The following is a 16260-nucleotide window of genomic DNA, read 5'->3' on the forward strand; positions in this document are numbered from 1 at the left end:
TAGCCATTGCAACGCAGCATGCCGACACGATCAGGGCTTCAGGGCCGTTCGGGAGCACCTTTTCAGGTCTCTGCGGTGACCGCTGAGAGCGTTTTGCGCAACCAGTTTGCGCAGCGCCAAGAAGGGATCGCCTTGTAGTTGTCAACGATGGCGACTGAAAGCGAGCTTAGCCCAGATCAAGGAATGTGCAGGGCTATTGGTCGGCTAGTGCGACACTGGGTCGCACAGAGGAGGGCCGGTGGCCGCGGATGCGACCACCGGTGGGGGCGGGGTTACTTCTCTTCGCTGTGGCTCAGCTTGTAGACGTAGGCGGCCAGCAGGTGGGCCTTGTCGTTGCCGAGGAAGTCTTCCTGGGCGGGCATGTTGCCGTTGCGACCATAGCGGATGGTCTGTTGCAGTTGTGCGAAGCTGCTGCCGTAGATGAACGCGGCCGGGTTGGTCAGGTTCGGGGCGCCCATGACCGGAGTGCCCTTGCCGTCGGCGCCGTGGCAGGCGAAGCAGGTGCTGGAGAAGATCTTCTGACCTGCGGCGACATCTGCCACTTCGCCTTCCGGCAGTTCGCGGCCACCCAGTTGGGTCAGCACGTAGGCGGCGACGTTGCGCACGCCGTCCTCGCCGATGGCGGCGCCTTGCGGCGGCATCATGGCATGGCGACCCTTGAGGATGGTGGTCTTGATGGTCTCCGGCTCGCCGCCCCAGCGCCAGCTGGTGTCGGCCAGGTTGGGGAAGCCGTAGCTGCCCTTGGCGTCGGAGCCATGGCACACCGCGCAGTTGGAGGCGAACAGACGGCCGCCCATTTTCAGCGCGCGCTCGTCCTTGGCCACTTCCTCGATGGGCATGGCCGCGTACTTGGCGAAGATCGGGCCGTACAGCTCATCGGCACGATCCATCTCGCGCTGCCACTGGTTGACCTGGGTCCAACCGTCCTTGTAGCCGGGCAGTACACCCTTGAAGTTACCCAGGCCCGGATAGAGCAGCAGGTAGGCTGCGCCGAACACCAGGGTGCCGAGGAACAGCATGAACCACCACTTGGGCAGCGGGTTGTCGTACTCCTCGATGCCGTCGAAGGCGTGGCCCATGGTCTGTTCGGTCGGGTTCTTGTGCACCTCGCTCTTGCGGGTGGCGAAGATCAGCCAGAACAGCGCGACCATCGTGCCGACGGTGAGCAGGGTGATGTAGATGCTCCAGAAGGCTGTCATGCTTCATTACTCCAGACATCGGGCTTGTCGTCGGCGAACGGCAGATTGGCCGCTGCGTTGAACTCGTCGCGGCGGTCGCCGCTATAGGCCCAGAAGGTGACTGCGGTGAAGGCGATCAGTACCAGTGCGGTACCCAAGCCGCGCAACGTACCCACATCGATGAACTCGAACATGGCGCTTACCTCTTGTTCTTCACGGCGGTGCCGAGCACCTGGAGGTAGGCGACCAGCGCGTCCATCTCGCTCTTGCCCTTGACCGCGTCGCTGGCGCCGGCGATGTCGGCGTCGCTGTAGGGCACGCCGAGGGTGCGCAGGGCACTCATCTTCTTGGCGGTGTCCTTGCCGTCGAGGGTGCCTTCCACCAGCCAGGGGTAGCCGGGCATCTTCGACTCGGGTACGACGTTGCGCGGGTTGTACAGGTGGGCGCGGTGCCACTCGTCCGAGTAACGGCTGCCGACGCGAGCCAGATCCGGGCCGGTACGCTTGGAGCCCCACAGGAAGGGGTGATCCCAGACGCTTTCGCCAGCGACGGAGTAGTGGCCGTAGCGTTCGGTCTCGGCGCGGAAGGGGCGGATCATCTGCGAGTGGCAGCCGACGCAGCCTTCGCGGATATAGATGTCGCGGCCTTCCAGTTGCAGGGCGGTGTAAGGCTTGAGGCCTTCGACCGGCTCGTTGGTGACGTCCTGAAAGAACAGCGGAACGATCTGGGTCAGGCCGCCGATGCTGACCGCCAGGATCATCACCAGCGCCATCAGGCCGATGTTCTTCTCGAGAATCTCGTGTTTCATCAGTGGGCTCCTTCTACCGAGAACTGCGCGGCCGCTTCCATTTCCACGGATTTGGCGCTACGCACGGTCAGCCAGACGTTCCAGGCCATCAGCAGCATGCCGCTGAAGAAGATGGCGCCGCCGATCACCCGCACCACGAAGCCGGGGTGGCTGGCTTCCAGCGCCTCGACGAAGGAGTAGGTGAGGGTGCCGTCTTCGTTGACTGCGCGCCACATCAGGCCCTGGGTGATGCCGTTGACCCACATCGAGGCGATGTAGAGCACGGTGCCGATGGTGGCCAGCCAGAAGTGGCCGTTGATCAGGCCGATGCTGTGCATCTGCTCGCGACCGAACACCTTCGGAATTAGGTGATACAGCGAGCCGATCGACACCATGGCCACCCAGCCGAGGGCGCCAGCGTGCACGTGGCCGATGGTCCAGTCGGTGTAGTGGGACAGGGCGTTGACGGTCTTGATGGCCATCATCGGGCCTTCGAAGGTCGACATCCCGTAGAACGCCAGCGACACCACGAGGAAGCGCAGGATCGGGTCGGTACGCAGTTTGTGCCAGGCACCGGAGAGGGTCATCATGCCGTTGATCATGCCGCCCCAGCTCGGAGCCAGGAGAATCAGCGACATCACCATGCCCAGGCTCTGCGCCCAATCCGGCAGCGCGGTGTAGTGCAGGTGGTGCGGGCCGGCCCAGATGTACACCGCGATCAGCGCCCAGAAGTGGACGATGGACAGGCGGTAGGAGTAGACCGGGCGACCGGCCTGCTTGGGCACGAAGTAGTACATCATCCCCAGGAAGCCTGCGGTGAGGAAGAAGCCCACGGCGTTGTGGCCGTACCACCACTGGATCATGGCATCGGTCGCACCCGCATACAGCGAGTAGGACTTGGTCAGGGTGACCGGGATTTCCATGTTGTTGACCAGGTGCAGGATGGCCACGGTGAGGATGAACCCGCCGAAGAACCAGTTACCTACATAGATGTGGCTGACCTTGCGCTGCATCACCGTGCCGAAGAAGACGATGGCGTAGGACACCCACACGATGGTGATCAGGATGTCGATCGGCCATTCCAGTTCGGCGTATTCCTTGGAGCTGGTGTAGCCCAGCGGCAGGCTGATGGCTGCAAGCAGGATCACCAGTTGCCAACCCCAGAAGGTGAAGGCCGCCAGTTTCGGTGCGAACAGCGTGGTCTGGCTGGTGCGTTGCACCGCGTAGTAGCTGGTGGCGAACAAGGCGCAGCCACCGAAGGCGAAGATCACTGCATTGGTATGCAGCGGGCGGAGCCGGCCGAAGCTGGTCCACGGCAGGTTGAAGTTCAGTTCGGGCCAGGCCAGCTGGGCAGCGATGAATACGCCGAGTCCCATGCCGACGATGCCCCAAACCACCGTCATAATGGCGAACTGGCGAACCACCCTGTAGTTGTAGGCGGAACGGGTTGTTGTGTTCATGTCTGGGCTTCCATCCACGGTTATGGCAGAGCGGCCGACATCCGTGGCACCCCTAGGCATGAGCAGGCCATGAACACCACGGATATCGACGCGAGGCAAGCATGAGCAAAGGGCCATTGGGGTTTATTGACGCGGGTCAATGTGAGGAGGGGCTGCCCTGGCTGTGGGACGAACCGTCGCAGGCAGCCTCCGGCACGCTGGTCCTGGCGCATGGTGCCGGTGCGCCGATGGACAGCCCGTTCATGCAGGCCATGGCGCAGGGGCTGGCAGCGCGCGGTGTGCGCGTGGTGCGGTTCGAATTCGCCTACATGGCCCAGCGCCGGGTGGATGGGCGCAAACGGCCACCCAATCCGCAGGCGCAACTGCTACAGCAATGGCGTGATGTGCATGCCCAGGTACGCCAGCGGGTCGCAGGCGCTGTGGCCATCGGTGGCAAGTCCATGGGCGGGCGCATGGCCAGCCTGTTGGCCGATGAGCTGGGTGCGTCTGCGCTGATCTGTCTGGGCTATCCCTTCTACGCGGCCGGCAAGCCGGAAAAGCCGCGCGTCGCCCATCTGGCCGCCCTGCACACGCCGACGCTGATCGTTCAGGGCGAGCGTGATGCCCTGGGCAATCACCAGGCCGTGGCGGGTTACGAGCTGTCGCCGGCCATTACCGTGCATTGGTTGCAGGCCGCCGATCACGATCTCAAGCCACTCAAGGCGTCCGGATTCAGTCACGAGCAACATCTGGATACGGCCGCACAGTGCATTGCCGAACATCTCCGCGCCTCGGTCTCGGTCTGAGTACGGTTTACAGGGCGGGCGCGACTGCTGCAAAGCGAAAGCGGTTGCGCTCGACTCGGCGGTCACGCAATGTGACAGCCAGACCGTCGAACAGCCCGCAGCGGCTGCTCTACAGGCGATTTGCCGACATGGCGGATCGCCAGGATGTTGTGCCGAGCAGGTCGTGCCATTAAATGGGGCGGCGTCTCGTGACGGAAAGATCGCAATGCACCACGTTGGTGCTTGTTGATTGGGATGTTTTGCTAATCGACTGATTTTAAAGGATTAATTGTGCTGGCTCGGGCCTTGCAGAGTGAGCTGCAAGTCCGGGTGACAAGGAGTACGGCATGGCCCGCACCTTTTATGACGAGATGTACGACGCGAGCGGCGCTGTCCGCCCGCACTACCGCGAATTTGCCCGCTGGTTGGCAGAAACGCCGGACGATCTGCTGGCCCAGCGCCGACGAGAAGCCGACCTTCTATTCCACCGTGCAGGCATTACCTTCACCCTCTACGGGGATGATCAGGGCACTGAGCGCCTGATTCCCTTCGACATCATTCCCCGCGCCATCCCCGCCAGCGAATGGCGCATCGTCGAGCGCGGCTGCATCCAGCGCGTTCAGGCGCTGAACCTGTTCCTCGCCGACCTTTATCACGACCAGCGCATCATCAAGGCGGGGATCATCCCGGCCGAGCAGGTGCTGGCCAACGAGGGCTACCAGATGGCGATGCAGGGCCTCGACCTGCACCGTGACATCTACGCGCACATCGCCGGGGTCGACCTAGTGCGTGATGGCGACGGCAGCTACTACGTGCTGGAAGACAACCTGCGCACGCCCAGCGGTGTGAGCTACATGCTCGAAGACCGCAAGATGATGATGCGCCTGTTCCCCGAGCTATTCGCCGCGCAGCGCGTGGCGCCAGTGGATCACTACCCGAACCTGCTGCTCGACGCGCTGAAGAGCTCCAGCCCACTGGACAACCCCACGGTGGTGGTACTGACCCCAGGCCGATTCAACAGCGCCTACTTCGAGCATGCCTTCCTCGCCCGTGAAATGGGTGTGGAACTGGTGGAAGGCGCCGATTTGTTCGTGCGTGACGACAAGGTCTACATGCGTACCACAGCAGGCGCCCGTCAGGTGGACGTGATCTATCGCCGCCTCGACGATGCCTTCCTCGATCCGCTGGCGTTCAACCCAGATTCGATGCTCGGCGTCGCCGGTCTGCTCTCGGCCTACCGTTCGCGTAACGTGGTGCTGGCCAACGCCATCGGCACTGGTGTGGCCGACGACAAGTCGATCTATCCCTACGTGGGCGACATGATCCGCTTCTATCTGGACGAGGAGCCGATCCTCAAGAACGTACCGACCTGGCAGTGCCGCAAGCCGGAGGAGCTGTCCCACGTGCTGGCCAATCTGTCCGAGCTGGTGGTCAAGGAAACCCAGGGCTCCGGCGGTTACGGCATGCTGGTTGGCCCGGCGGCGAGCAAGGCCGAGATCGAGAACTTCCGCGCCCGCCTGATCGCCAAGCCGGAGGCCTACATCGCCCAGCCGACCTTGTGCCTGTCGACCTGCCCGACCTTCGTCGAGCGCGGCATCGCACCGCGCCATATCGACCTGCGCCCATTCGTTCTCACCGGCCGTGAAACGCGCCTGGTGCCCGGTGGCCTGACCCGCGTGGCACTGCGCGAAGGCTCGCTGGTGGTCAACTCGTCGCAAGGCGGCGGTACCAAGGACACTTGGGTGGTGGAGGACTGAGTATGCTTTCGAGAACTGCCTCCGATCTGTACTGGATGTCGCGCTACCTGGAGCGTGCCGAGAACCTGGCACGCATGCTCGACGTCAGCTATTCGCTGTCATTGATGCCGCAGGATGGCCGCGGCGACGGCCTCGACGAACTGGCCATGCCGCTGCTGATCACCGGCACCCTGGATGACTACCTGGAACGCCACGGCCCGCTGCACGGCGAGCGCATGCTGCATTTCTTCGCCCTCGATGCGAGCAACCCAGGCAGCATCTACTGCTGTCTGCAGGCCGCGCGCAGCAATGCCCATGCGGTGCGCGGGCGGATCACCGCCGACATGTGGGAGAACATCAACGCCACCTGGCTGGAGATGCGCGGCATCGCCGAGCAGGGGCTGGGGCGTTACGGCATCAGCCGCTTCTGCGAGTGGGTCAAGGAGCGTTCGCACCTGTTCCGTGGCGCCACCTTCGGCACCATCATGCGTGGCGAGGCCTATCGCTTCATTCGCCTGGGCACCTTCATCGAGCGCGCCGACAACACGCTGCGTCTGCTCGATGCTCGTTATGAAATGCTCGGCGAGGAAATCGACGAACTGGAAGAACGCACCGCCCGCAGCTATTACCAGTGGAGTGCCTTGCTGCGCGCGCTGTCCTCGTTCGAGGCCTTCGCCGAGAGCTACCGAGGCTCGCCGCGCACGCGCAAGGTGGCCGAGTTGCTCTTGCTGCGCCCGGACGTGCCGCGCTCGCTGCGCGCCTGCATGGAAGAACTCAACCTGATGCTTTCCGGTCTACCCGGGGAGAACGGTCGCCCGGCCCAACGCCTGGCTGCCGAACTGGATGCCCGCCTGCGCTACACCAGCATCGATGAAGTGCTCGACGAAGGCCTGCATGCCTGGCTCACCGACTTCATTCTGCTGGTACGCCAGCTAGGCAACACCATCCACACGTCCTATCTGGAGGTCGCATGAGACTCTCGATCAGCCATGACACCACCTACCATTACGACGATCAGGTGCGCGCGAGCATCCAGTACCTGCGTCTGACCCCGCATGACAGCGAGCGCCAGCAGGTGCTCAGCTGGCAGCTCGACCTGCCACGCCCGGTGCATGCTCAGCTCGATCCCTACGGCAACATCCTGCATGTACTGACCCTGGACGAGCCGCACGAGTCCATCGTCATCGGCGCCCGTGGCCAGGTGGACATCGATGAAACCTGCGAAGCCGAGCACGAGCGCCAGTCGGCGCTGCCGTTCCTGCGCTTCACTCGCCTGACCCAGGCCGACGACGCCATCCGCGAGTTCGCCGCGCAACAGAGCAAGGCGCGTACCGATCGCAACGGCCTGATCGACCTGATGCATGCACTCAACGCCCATATCGCCTACCAGCCCGGCATCACCGCAGTGGACACCAGCGCTGCCGAGGCCTTCGCCGGTCGCCGAGGTGTCTGCCAGGATCACACCCACGCCTTCCTCGCCTGCGCGCGCAGCCTCGGCGTGCCGGCGCGTTACGTGTCGGGCTATCTCTACACCGACGATGCCGAGCACCTGGCCAGCCATGCCTGGGCCGAGGCCTGGGTCGGCGAAGCCTGGTATAGCTTCGACGTGACCAACTGCCTGGCGCGCCCGGAGCGTCACCTCAAGCTGGCCGTTGGCCTGGACTACCTCGATGCCTGCCCGGTACGCGGCATGCGCCGTGGTGGTGGTTGCGAACAGATGCACGCCCAGGTGCAGGTCGCGCCGTTGCTGCACGTGCGTCAGCAGTAACGCACAGCGGAGCGCGTCAACCGCGCTCCGATTCTTCTGCAGTGGTGCGTGCTTCGATCAGGCGCGCGACCTTGCGAAAGACATCAGCGTAGAGCGCCGAATACCTCAGCTCCTGCAGCATGCCCCAGAGCTGATAGCAAACCAGTGACAGTGCGCCTATGGCCAGCGCGTGCAATTGCTCGCTGAGCAGGCCATAGACGATGAACGCAATGCCTGGGCCCACCCAGGTCAGGTGACCGAGAATGCGTTCCAGCTTGCCCGCGCGCGTACTGGCCACGCCGAGTATCAGGGCGCGTTCTTCATCCGTGAAATCGATCTTGTCCATTCGTTGAGACCTTGGTGGTTAGGTTCTGTACGAAAAGTCGTCGAGCGAAGGTCAGGCGAGGCAAAAACAGGTGAGGAACGGACTGGGCTCGCATTCGAGTTTACGAGCTGTAAATGAGCATTCCGAACCTGTTTTTAACGAAGCATCACCGAGCGCAGGCACTTTTCGTACAGAACCTAGAGCGCTGTCTTGCGCTTGGCCATATGTTGCAGGTAGGCGATCAGTCGTTCCAGCTCCGCTGGCGGCAGCACCTGTTCGCTGAGCCCCGGCATACGCCCCTGCGGCCAGTGCCTTAGGCTTTGCGGGTCGCGGATGTATTGGCGCAGGAAGTCACTGGCAAAGTATTCGGTGGGGTTGTGCGGAATGTTCAGATCCGGGCCGAACTCGGTATCACCTGCGCCATTGAGGCGATGGCAGGCCATGCAGTTCTTCTGGTAGGCGGCGAAACCGGCTTGCACCTCGGCGCTGGAATCGGCTGCTGGCAGCAGGGCAGGGAAGCGTTGCGCGACCGGCGCCAACTGGCGGATCGTCGCGACCTGAAAGGGCCACTGCTCGGGGCCGATCTGGCTCGCTTGCGGGTTTGTCCAGACCAGATAGAAGGGCCCGGCGCTGGGCTTGCCCTTGGCCAGTGGCGGCCAAGGGTTCTTCGTGTCCTCCACGGCCAGCCAGGCGCGCGCGCCTTGTGTGGCCAGCAGAGTGGCTGCCGGTAGCTCGGCGGCAAAGCCATCCAGCGCCACCGCCTGCAGGTGATCGCCCGGGGCGATACGATCCAGCAGCACGGCTATCGGCACGGCGCGATAGTGCATGGTGCGTTTGTAGGCTACGTCAGCAGGGATTTCGATATCGCGTGCCTGGGGATGGCTCAGCAGTTCGGCACTGCTCCAGGTGTGACTGTGGTCACCCTGCGTCACCTGCAGTTCTGCGCTGTGCGCGCTCGCGGTCAGCAATAGCAGGCTGGCGAGAAGAAATTTCATCGGGCGGGCTCCGTTCAAGAAGCGCCAAGCATCGCTGGACGGAGCGCGGCGGTCTAGCCTGCGCGAATCGCCTCAACTGACCAGGCGGGTCAGGTTGGGCAGGATCAGAACGACGGCCGTGGCGAAGAGAATGATTCCGGCCTGGCGGATTTTCGGTTGTTTCAACATGGCCGCGTTCCTGCGTTGTTATTGGCTGTTACCGGATCTTGCTGCGTGGCTGGCAGTGCCGCGATTTTGGGATCGGGTCGTTGGCGTCGTCCCGGCATGACCCGGCGGCGACCTGAGCGTTCGAACGGCTGAACGCATGATTAACTCTAGGGTGACGTCAGCGTCTTTTTAGACGACTTGGTTGCAAGCAATGACGAGCTTGAATCTTCACGTTATGCCGCGCGATCTGATACGGGCAGTGAGCCCTGCGCCAGACGCATTCCTTGAGCCGAGAGGCGCAGTGACTTCGACATGACCGTTCGTCTGAGCTCAGTGGTCAACGGCACTGAGCGCTTCGGTCATTGAGCCCCAGCCCCTCGGCGCTATGGTAGGCAGGCTCAATATGAACATGCGTGGTCGGGGCAACCTGTTCCGCCTGCGCCGTATTAGTCTCCGAGGACGCCATGACCGAAGCCTATATTTTCGATGCACTGCGCACGCCCCGTGGCAAGGGCAAGAAGGACGGCGCGCTGTACAGCGTCAAGCCCGTTCAACTGGTTGCCGGCCTGCTGAATGCCCTACGGGTACGTAACGAGCTGGATACCAGCCAGGTGGACGACATCGTCCTCGGTTGCGTGACGCCCGTGGGCGATCAGGGCGCCGATATCGCCAAGACCGCCGCCATGGTCGCCGACTGGGACGTCAGCGTCGCCGGTGTGCAGCTCAACCGCTTCTGCGCCTCGGGCCTGGAGGCGGTGAACCTGGGGGCGATGAAGGTGCGCTCGGGCTTCGAGGATCTGGTGGTGGTCGGCGGCGTTGAATCCATGTCACGTGTGCCCATGGGCTCCGACGGGGGCGCCTGGGTCATGGATCCGCAAACCAACATCCACAGCAATTTCGTCCCGCAGGGCATCGGCGCCGACCTGATCGCCACCCTGGAAGGCTTCAGTCGCGCGGATGTCGATGCCTTTGCCTTGCGCTCGCAGCAGAAGGCGGCACGGGCCAGCGCCGATGGTTCGTTCGCCAAGTCGCTGATTCCGGTGGCCGACCAGAACGGCATCGTGCTGCTCGACCATGATGAATTCATCCGGGGTGACTCCACCCTCGAAGGCCTGGGCAAGCTCAAGCCGAGCTTCGAGATGATGGGGCAGATGGGCTTCGACGCCACCGCGCTGCGCGTCTACAGCCACGTCGAACGTATCGAGCACGTGCACACGCCCGGCAACAGTTCGGGCATCGTCGACGGCGCGGCGCTGATGCTGATCGGCTCCGAAGCCAAGGGCCGGGAGCTGGGCCTGAAGCCGCGCGCGCGCATCGTCGCCACCGCTGTGACCGGCACCGATCCGACCATCATGCTCACCGGGCCGGCCCCGGCCACGCGCAAGGCGCTGGCCAAGGCTGGGCTGTCCGTCGACGACATCGACCTGTTCGAGGTCAACGAGGCCTTCGCCTCGGTGGTGATGAAGTTCATGAAGGACATGGGCGTGAGCGAGAGCAAGGTCAACGTCAACGGCGGCTCCATCGCCATGGGCCATCCCCTGGGTGCGACTGGCTGCGCCATCCTCGGCACCCTGCTCGACGAGCTGGAGAAACGTCAGTTGCGCTATGGCCTGGCCACGCTCTGTGTCGGCGGCGGCATGGGTATAGCGACCATCATCGAACGAGTCTGACCGGTAGGGCGGGTGCAACCCGCCATCCGTGTTGGCGGGTTTCACCCGCCCTACGCAGCTTTGGGAAGAGAAGATAAAAAATGACTGACGCCATCCGTTACGAAAAGGGCCAGGACAATATCGTCGTCCTGACCATGGACATGCCCGGCCAGAGCGCCAACACCATGAACGCGGTCTACCGCGAAGCCATGGGCCAGATCGTCGACCGCCTGGAGGCGGAAAAGGATTCGATCACCGGGGTGATCGTCACCTCGGCGAAGAAGACCTTCTTCGCGGGCGGCGACCTCAACGAGCTGATCAAGGTCACCCAGGCCGAGGCCCAGGGTTTCTACGAGATGATCCTGAAGATCAAAAGCCAACTGCGCCGCCTGGAAACCCTCGGTAAGCCAGTGGTTGCAGCCATCAATGGCGCGGCGCTGGGCGGCGGCTGGGAAATTGCCCTGGCCTGTCACCACCGTATCGCCCTGAACGAAAGCCACGTGCAGCTCGGCCTGCCGGAGGTCACCCTGGGCCTGTTGCCTGGTGGCGGCGGGGTGGTGCGCATGGTGCGCCTGCTCGGTCTGGAAAAGGCGTTGCCGTATCTGGCCGAAGGCAAGAAGGTGCGCCCGGACGCGGCGCTCAAGGCCGGCTTGATTCATGACCTGGCCAGCGACCGTGAGGACATGCTGACCAAGGCCCGCGCCTGGATCGCCGCCAACCCGGCTGCCAAGCAACCGTGGGACGTGCAGGGCTACAAGATCCCCGGCGGCACGCCGAGCTCGCCGAACGTGGCGCAGATGCTGGCCATCGCACCGAGCGTTTTGCGCGACAAGACCAAGGGCTGCTTCCCGGCGCCGGAGAAGATCATGTGCGCTGCGGTCGAGGGTGCGCAGGTCGACTTCGATACCGCGCAGATCATCGAGGCGCGCTACTTCACCGAGCTGACCTGCGGTCAGGTGGCGAAGAACATGATCGGCACCTTCTGGTTCCAACTGAACGAGATCAACGCTGGCGGCTCGCGCCCACAGGGCTACCCGAAAACCCAGACGAAGAAAGTCGGCGTGCTCGGTGCCGGCATGATGGGCGCGGGCATCGCCTACGTATCGGCGGCGGCTGGTATCGAGGTGGTGCTCAAGGATGTCTCCCTCGAAGCGGCCGAGAAGGGCAAGGCCTACTCGGCCAAGCTGCTGGACAAGAAGGTCAGCAAGGGCCACATGACCGCCGAGCAGCGCGAGGCCTTCCTGGCGCTGATCAAGGCCACCGACAGCGAGGCGGATTTCGCCGGTTGCGACCTGATCATTGAAGCCGTGTTCGAGGATCGTGCACTCAAGGGCAAGGTCACAGCCGCTGCAGAAGCCGCTGCGCTGAGTGATGCGGTGATCGCCTCCAACACCTCGACGCTGCCGATCACCGGTCTTGCGACTGCCGTGGCCAGTCCGGAGAAATTCATCGGCCTGCATTTCTTCAGCCCGGTGGACAGGATGCCGCTGGTGGAGATCATCCGTGGCGAGAAGACCAGTGACGAGACCCTGGCGCGCGGCTTCGACTACGTCATGCAGATCAAGAAGACGCCCATCGTGGTCAACGACAGTCGCGGTTTCTTCACCTCAAGGGTGTTCGGCACCTTCACCAACGAAGGCCTGGCCATGCTCGGCGAAGGCGTCAATGCGGCGATGATCGAGAACGAGGCGCGCAAGGCCGGCATGCCGGTCGGGCCGCTGGCGATCAGTGACGAAGTGTCGATGAGCCTGATGAATCATATCCGCCAGCAGACCCTTGCGGATCTGGCGGCCGAGGGCAAGGCCATTCCCGAGCATCCGGCCTTCGCGGTGATTGATCTCATGCTCAATGAGTACAAGCGCCCGGGCAAGGCGGCCGGGAGAGGCTTCTACGATTACCCCGCAGGCGGCAAGAAGCACCTGTGGCCCGAACTCAAGGCGCGTTTCGAGAAAGCCGATGGGCAGATTTCGCCGGAAGACGTGCGCGACCGCATCCTGTTCATCCAGGCCATCGAGACGGTGCGCTGCGTAGAGGAGGGCGTACTGAAGTCAGTGGCCGACGCCAATATCGGCTCCATCTTCGGCATTGGCTTCGCAGCCTGGACCGGCGGTGCATTGCAGTTCATCAACCAGTACGGCGTGAAGGACTTCGTCGCCCGTGCGCAGTACCTGGCTGAGCAGTACGGCGAACGCTTCCTTCCGCCTGCGCTGCTGCTGGAGAAGGCCGCGCGGGGCGAGAGGTTCTAACGTCTTGCGTTCCTGATGCAACAGGCCGCCTGCTCTCAGGCGGCCTGGCACCAGCCCTGTTGCACGCACACCGCTTCGTGGATGGCGAGTATCTCGCTCTGGCGAGTGGGCATGCGCAGGGTAATCAGGCTGCCATCTTCCAGTTGCAGCGCAGCCTCGGTCTCGAATTGCAGGCCATCTTCGGCGAGACGGACATAAGTGATGCCATAGGCATCCTGGCTGAGTTGGTTGTGCATGATGCGATCTCCTTCGTTACGGCTCAGCGCGCCCGTGCATCGCGTGAGTCGGGCGATGCCGGGCGGCTTTGCTGGGTGCTGTTGAACGCGGATGCAGCGGCGAAGCTGGCGAGTGCGGCGTAGAGGCTCATGGTGATTTCCTGTCGTCAGTGTTGGCGCAAGGCCGATGTGGCGATCTTCACCGAGGCGGCGTCAGTGCAGAAGTGAAAGGCGTTCATGGTGACTATCGAGCCGCGTGATGGCTCTCGCTGTGCGCTTTTTGTCAATTTTTATTGACAACCGTTCATGCGCTTGAACACCCTCTGGGTCTTGCCAGCCGGCCGCTAATTAAGGCTCGGCTATTTCAATGCGCTGGTTGCTGTGTTAAGAAAAACACACGAATCACACCTCACTCCGTGTTCAACTCAGGAAACCTCATGTCACTGCGTATCTGCATCCTGGAAACTGACATTCTGCGCCCCGAGCTGGTCGACCAATACCAAGGGTACGGCCGCATGTTCGAACAATTGTTCGCCAAGCAACCGCTGGCCGCAGAGTTCAGTGTCTACAACGTAGTGGAGGGTAACTACCCGCCCGATAGCGAGCATTTCGACGCTTACCTGGTGACGGGCAGCAAGGCTGATTCCTTCGGTAGTGACCCCTGGATTCAAACGCTCAAGGACTATCTGCTCGATCGCTACAAGCGCGGCCACAAGCTACTGGGTATCTGTTTCGGCCACCAACTGCTGGCGTTGCTGCTGGGTGGCAAGACCGAGCGCGCCGAGCAGGGCTGGGGCGTGGGTGTGCACAACTACCGGATCGCCAGCCAGCCGCAGTGGATGGATCCGCCCCTGGATAACCTGCAACTGCTGATCAGCCACCAGGATCAGGTCACCCGACTGCCGGAGAATGCCACGCTGCTGGCTACCAGCGATTTCTGCCCGAACGCGGCCTACCACATCGATGATCAGGTGCTGTGCTTCCAGGGGCATCCCGAGTTTATTCACGACTACTCGCGCGCCTTGCTGGATCTGCGCCAGCAGCACCTGGGCGACAAGATCTACCAGAGCGGTATCGACAGCCTGCACCAGGAGCAGCAAGGCAGTACGGTGGCGCAGTGGATGATGCGCTTTGTCGCTCAGGGGCGCGATGCCAAAGCCTGATACTCTCCGCTGAAACGAAAAGCCCGGAGTTTGCTTCCGGGCTTTTTCATTTCTGCAGCATGACAAGTGGTGTCTTGATGTCAGGGCAAGGCGGCGCGTTCGCCGATTGGTGTGTCTGCGGGCCGGCCAAGCCGACGCGCTGCTGCAGTTGCTGGCTGCATTCGAGGTGTCGCGCCATCGTCCCTGCGGATCCTTTGCCAATGCCGAACAGTGTCAGGCCGGTGGTGAGCAGCGCCATGGCGATCAGCGGCAGCAAGGTATTGCGTTGGCTCTTCATCATCCAGCTCTCAGCGCAGGGTCAGGTTGCCGAGCAATTGCGGCAACAGTCGAGCGAGTGCCTGCAGCGGCGAGTCGGTGACCTGGACGATTGGCGAAACGCTGATGCCATAGCTCAAGGCCAGGGCAACCAGAATGACGATCAGATAGAGGCCGACGGCAGCCAGTGCTCCGTTGCGTGCGGCATAGGCGAGGCTGGACATGATCTGTGCTCCACGGGAACCGGAAAGGAAGTGGGCACAGCTTCAGTCATGTCGATTCGATTGAATAATGGATATCAGGCAGTTCAACTATCGATTGATTTGATGGTTGGCGCATGGCTTGGCGCCAAAAGCAATCGAAGTAGGTGAGGCAGGATGAAGGCGGGAGCAAGGCGGCGAAATGCCGTGGCCAGCACGGCATTTCCCTTCGGCGGGTCAGCCCAGATGCTGCTTGTCCAGGGCGATGGCGGCGTCCAGCGTTTCCAGCAGCGCCTTGCGCACCTTCAGTTTGGTGTTGCGGTGCGCGGTCATGTTGATTTTCTTGAACTGCTGCGCGACTGCCAGAGTGGTGGCTTGCAGGGCGTCGACCGGCACCACCTTGTCGAGAAAACCGGCTTCCAGCGCACCCAGAGGGTCGAACATCTCGCCATTGATCACCGAGCGATGGAAGGCCGACTTGCGCAGGCGATCACGTGCCAACTCGATGCCCACATGGTGCATGGTCATGCCGATCTGCACCTCGTTCAGGCCGATGCTGAACGGGCCTTCAACGCCAATGCGATAGTCCGCCGAGAGTAGAATGAAGGCGCCCTTGGCGACGGCGTGGCCAGGGCAGGCGACGATGATCGGATAAGGATGGGCGAGCATGCGCCGCGCCAGGGTGGAGCCAGCGGCAACCAGATCGATGGCGTTCTGCGGGCCGGAGGTCATCACCTTCAGATCGTAGCCGCCAGACAGAATGCCCGGCTGGCCGGTGATGACGACGATGGCACGATCTTGCTCGGCGCGATCCAGCGCAGCGTTGAAGGCGGCGATTACATCCGGGGAGATGGCATTGACCTTGCCATTGCTCAGGGTAAGGGTGGCAATGCCGTCGTCGAGTTGATAGCTGATCAGGTCGCTCATGGCTGTTTTCCTTATAGGGGCCTGCGGGCTGGGTGAGGCAGAAGGTACCCAGCCGACACAGCCTGGTAAAGCGCCGTGACTGACCGGTGAGTCAGCGAATCTGCCTATTGCGGCGATGGCCAATGACAATTGGCTGAAGCCCTGTATGGCCTCTAGGGTGTCTCTGTACTTGGAGACCCACCACCATGAATATCCTGATCAGCCTGGCACTCCTCATCGCCTTGTGCGCCTCGGTAGCTCTTAGCCTCGAGCCCCGCTTGCACACACCGGGCGGCGCGCTGTTGCTGTTCGGTGCCGGCCTGTTCGTCTCGGCCGGTTTCCTGCTGTTCGGCCGCCTGCGCCTCGACGAACTGCTCGCCAACCCAGCTTCTGAAGAACCTGCCAACCGATAAGCGTATGAATCCTTTAAAAAATATTTGCTTTCACGGAAACCTTCGACTACATTAGCGCGCCTCGACAGGCTACA

Annotated in this window: 19 protein-coding genes; 8 read left to right on the forward strand and 11 right to left on the reverse strand. The window is 62.7% G+C overall.

Going from position 1 to position 16260, the window contains the following annotated elements; all coding sequences use genetic code 11:
- Nucleotides 1-272 precede the first annotated feature (272 nt).
- The 4 genes from ccoP to ccoN are packed head-to-tail and all read right to left on the reverse strand — an operon-like array spanning nucleotide 273 to nucleotide 3425.
- Nucleotides 273-1199, reverse strand: a complete 927-nt coding sequence (gene ccoP, locus ACODS1_RS18845) for a cytochrome-c oxidase, cbb3-type subunit III (RefSeq protein ID WP_322981206.1) — start codon at nucleotides 1197-1199, stop codon at nucleotides 273-275.
- Nucleotides 1196-1372 carry a cbb3-type cytochrome oxidase subunit 3 gene (locus ACODS1_RS18850; protein ID WP_322981207.1) on the reverse strand — a complete coding sequence of 59 codons (177 nt, stop codon included), beginning with the start codon at nucleotides 1370-1372 and terminating at the stop codon, nucleotides 1196-1198. Before ACODS1_RS18850 ends, ccoP begins: the two co-directional genes overlap by 4 nt.
- Before the next feature lie 5 nt (nucleotides 1373-1377).
- On the reverse strand, nucleotides 1378-1986 hold the full coding sequence (ccoO, locus tag ACODS1_RS18855; protein ID WP_489086862.1) for a cytochrome-c oxidase, cbb3-type subunit II: 609 nt from the start codon (nucleotides 1984-1986) through the stop codon (nucleotides 1378-1380).
- Nucleotides 1986-3425 (reverse strand): cytochrome-c oxidase, cbb3-type subunit I, encoded by a 1440-nt coding sequence (gene ccoN, locus ACODS1_RS18860; protein WP_322981209.1) that lies wholly within the window; start codon nucleotides 3423-3425, stop codon nucleotides 1986-1988. The genes ccoO and ccoN overlap by 1 nt, the downstream gene beginning before the upstream one ends.
- Before the next feature lie 101 nt (nucleotides 3426-3526).
- Here ccoN and ACODS1_RS18865 point away from each other — a divergent pair, with 101 nt between their 5' ends.
- From ACODS1_RS18865 to ACODS1_RS18880, 4 genes are all read left to right on the forward strand, one after another.
- Entirely contained in the window at nucleotides 3527-4210 is a 684-nt protein-coding gene (locus ACODS1_RS18865) for an alpha/beta family hydrolase (protein ID WP_489086863.1), read from the forward strand.
- A 326-nt stretch (nucleotides 4211-4536) separates the two neighbouring features.
- Nucleotides 4537-5946 carry a circularly permuted type 2 ATP-grasp protein gene (locus ACODS1_RS18870; RefSeq protein WP_489086864.1) on the forward strand — a complete coding sequence of 470 codons (1410 nt, stop codon included), beginning with the start codon at nucleotides 4537-4539 and terminating at the stop codon, nucleotides 5944-5946.
- 2 nt (nucleotides 5947-5948) lie between these two features.
- Nucleotides 5949-6899 carry an alpha-E domain-containing protein gene (locus ACODS1_RS18875; protein WP_017677196.1) on the forward strand — a complete coding sequence of 317 codons (951 nt, stop codon included), beginning with the start codon at nucleotides 5949-5951 and terminating at the stop codon, nucleotides 6897-6899.
- Nucleotides 6896-7693: a transglutaminase family protein gene (locus tag ACODS1_RS18880; protein WP_489086865.1), complete on the forward strand. Its 798-nt coding sequence runs from the start codon at nucleotides 6896-6898 to the stop codon at nucleotides 7691-7693. Before ACODS1_RS18875 ends, ACODS1_RS18880 begins: the two co-directional genes overlap by 4 nt.
- A gap of 16 nt (nucleotides 7694-7709) precedes the next feature.
- On the opposite strand, the gene ACODS1_RS18885 is transcribed toward ACODS1_RS18880, so the two are convergent.
- Entirely contained in the window at nucleotides 7710-8018 is a 309-nt protein-coding gene (locus ACODS1_RS18885) for a hypothetical protein (protein ID WP_489086866.1), read from the reverse strand.
- 176 nt (nucleotides 8019-8194) lie between these two features.
- On the reverse strand, nucleotides 8195-8992 hold the full coding sequence (locus tag ACODS1_RS18890) for a cytochrome c (RefSeq protein WP_489086867.1): 798 nt from the start codon (nucleotides 8990-8992) through the stop codon (nucleotides 8195-8197).
- Between the two features lie 611 nt (nucleotides 8993-9603).
- On the opposite strand from ACODS1_RS18890, the gene ACODS1_RS18895 reads away from it, so the two are divergent.
- Together ACODS1_RS18895 and ACODS1_RS18900 are read left to right on the forward strand one after the other, a co-directional pair.
- Nucleotides 9604-10809, forward strand: coding sequence for an acetyl-CoA C-acetyltransferase (locus ACODS1_RS18895; protein WP_489086868.1), 1206 nt, complete (start codon nucleotides 9604-9606; stop codon nucleotides 10807-10809).
- Between the two features lie 80 nt (nucleotides 10810-10889).
- The gene (locus ACODS1_RS18900; protein ID WP_489086869.1) at nucleotides 10890-13034 is read left to right on the forward strand and encodes a 3-hydroxyacyl-CoA dehydrogenase NAD-binding domain-containing protein; all 2145 of its coding nucleotides are present in this window, start codon (nucleotides 10890-10892) and stop codon (nucleotides 13032-13034) included.
- A gap of 35 nt (nucleotides 13035-13069) precedes the next feature.
- Here the strand turns inward: ACODS1_RS18900 and ptrC are convergent, their stop codons facing one another.
- Together ptrC and ACODS1_RS18910 are read right to left on the reverse strand one after the other, a co-directional pair.
- Nucleotides 13070-13270: a type III secretion system co-regulatory protein PtrC gene (ptrC, locus tag ACODS1_RS18905; protein ID WP_322981217.1), complete on the reverse strand. Its 201-nt coding sequence runs from the start codon at nucleotides 13268-13270 to the stop codon at nucleotides 13070-13072.
- Nucleotides 13271-13293: 23 nt separating this feature from the next.
- On the reverse strand, nucleotides 13294-13401 hold the full coding sequence (locus ACODS1_RS18910; RefSeq protein ID WP_489086870.1) for a PA2485 family small membrane protein: 108 nt from the start codon (nucleotides 13399-13401) through the stop codon (nucleotides 13294-13296).
- A 285-nt stretch (nucleotides 13402-13686) separates the two neighbouring features.
- Here ACODS1_RS18910 and ACODS1_RS18915 point away from each other — a divergent pair, with 285 nt between their 5' ends.
- Nucleotides 13687-14412, forward strand: coding sequence for an amidotransferase (locus tag ACODS1_RS18915; RefSeq protein ID WP_322981219.1), 726 nt, complete (start codon nucleotides 13687-13689; stop codon nucleotides 14410-14412).
- Nucleotides 14413-14458: 46 nt separating this feature from the next.
- On the opposite strand, the gene ACODS1_RS18920 is transcribed toward ACODS1_RS18915, so the two are convergent.
- From ACODS1_RS18920 to ACODS1_RS18930, 3 genes are all read right to left on the reverse strand, one after another.
- Nucleotides 14459-14692 (reverse strand): hypothetical protein, encoded by a 234-nt coding sequence (locus tag ACODS1_RS18920; protein ID WP_489086871.1) that lies wholly within the window; start codon nucleotides 14690-14692, stop codon nucleotides 14459-14461.
- Nucleotides 14693-14699: 7 nt separating this feature from the next.
- On the reverse strand, nucleotides 14700-14891 hold the full coding sequence (locus tag ACODS1_RS18925) for a hypothetical protein (protein ID WP_489086872.1): 192 nt from the start codon (nucleotides 14889-14891) through the stop codon (nucleotides 14700-14702).
- Between the two features lie 213 nt (nucleotides 14892-15104).
- Entirely contained in the window at nucleotides 15105-15794 is a 690-nt protein-coding gene (locus ACODS1_RS18930; RefSeq protein WP_489086873.1) for a crotonase/enoyl-CoA hydratase family protein, read from the reverse strand.
- 185 nt (nucleotides 15795-15979) lie between these two features.
- Here ACODS1_RS18930 and ACODS1_RS18935 point away from each other — a divergent pair, with 185 nt between their 5' ends.
- On the forward strand, nucleotides 15980-16186 hold the full coding sequence (locus tag ACODS1_RS18935) for a hypothetical protein (RefSeq protein WP_489086874.1): 207 nt from the start codon (nucleotides 15980-15982) through the stop codon (nucleotides 16184-16186).
- The last annotated feature ends 74 nt before the right edge of the window (nucleotides 16187-16260 follow it).

It is taken from the genome of Pseudomonas sp. FG29, from assembly GCF_057809355.1.

What these genes read in the sequence shown, in the direction of transcription:
- ACODS1_RS18910 (WP_489086870.1), bottom strand. Translation starts at nt 13,401, where the DNA reads ATGAGCCTCTACGCCGCACTCGCCAGCTTCGCCGCTGCATCCGCGTTC.
- ACODS1_RS18885 (WP_489086866.1), bottom strand. Translation starts at nt 8,018, where the DNA reads ATGGACAAGATCGATTTCACGGATGAAGAACGCGCCCTGATACTCGGC.
- ACODS1_RS18865 (WP_489086863.1), top strand. Translation starts at nt 3,527, where the DNA reads ATGAGCAAAGGGCCATTGGGGTTTATTGACGCGGGTCAATGTGAGGAG.
- ACODS1_RS18850 (WP_322981207.1), bottom strand. Translation starts at nt 1,372, where the DNA reads ATGTTCGAGTTCATCGATGTGGGTACGTTGCGCGGCTTGGGTACCGCA.
- ACODS1_RS18895 (WP_489086868.1), top strand. Translation starts at nt 9,604, where the DNA reads ATGACCGAAGCCTATATTTTCGATGCACTGCGCACGCCCCGTGGCAAG.
- ACODS1_RS18875 (WP_017677196.1), top strand. Translation starts at nt 5,949, where the DNA reads ATGCTTTCGAGAACTGCCTCCGATCTGTACTGGATGTCGCGCTACCTG.
- ACODS1_RS18920 (WP_489086871.1), bottom strand. Translation starts at nt 14,692, where the DNA reads ATGATGAAGAGCCAACGCAATACCTTGCTGCCGCTGATCGCCATGGCG.
- ACODS1_RS18900 (WP_489086869.1), top strand. Translation starts at nt 10,890, where the DNA reads ATGACTGACGCCATCCGTTACGAAAAGGGCCAGGACAATATCGTCGTC.
- ptrC (WP_322981217.1), bottom strand. Translation starts at nt 13,270, where the DNA reads ATGCACAACCAACTCAGCCAGGATGCCTATGGCATCACTTATGTCCGT.
- ACODS1_RS18880 (WP_489086865.1), top strand. Translation starts at nt 6,896, where the DNA reads ATGAGACTCTCGATCAGCCATGACACCACCTACCATTACGACGATCAG.
- ACODS1_RS18925 (WP_489086872.1), bottom strand. Translation starts at nt 14,891, where the DNA reads ATGTCCAGCCTCGCCTATGCCGCACGCAACGGAGCACTGGCTGCCGTC.
- ACODS1_RS18870 (WP_489086864.1), top strand. Translation starts at nt 4,537, where the DNA reads ATGGCCCGCACCTTTTATGACGAGATGTACGACGCGAGCGGCGCTGTC.
- ACODS1_RS18935 (WP_489086874.1), top strand. Translation starts at nt 15,980, where the DNA reads ATGAATATCCTGATCAGCCTGGCACTCCTCATCGCCTTGTGCGCCTCG.
- ccoP (WP_322981206.1), bottom strand. Translation starts at nt 1,199, where the DNA reads ATGACAGCCTTCTGGAGCATCTACATCACCCTGCTCACCGTCGGCACG.
- ACODS1_RS18890 (WP_489086867.1), bottom strand. Translation starts at nt 8,992, where the DNA reads ATGAAATTTCTTCTCGCCAGCCTGCTATTGCTGACCGCGAGCGCGCAC.
- ccoO (WP_489086862.1), bottom strand. Translation starts at nt 1,986, where the DNA reads ATGAAACACGAGATTCTCGAGAAGAACATCGGCCTGATGGCGCTGGTG.
- ACODS1_RS18930 (WP_489086873.1), bottom strand. Translation starts at nt 15,794, where the DNA reads ATGAGCGACCTGATCAGCTATCAACTCGACGACGGCATTGCCACCCTT.
- ccoN (WP_322981209.1), bottom strand. Translation starts at nt 3,425, where the DNA reads ATGAACACAACAACCCGTTCCGCCTACAACTACAGGGTGGTTCGCCAG.
- ACODS1_RS18915 (WP_322981219.1), top strand. Translation starts at nt 13,687, where the DNA reads ATGTCACTGCGTATCTGCATCCTGGAAACTGACATTCTGCGCCCCGAG.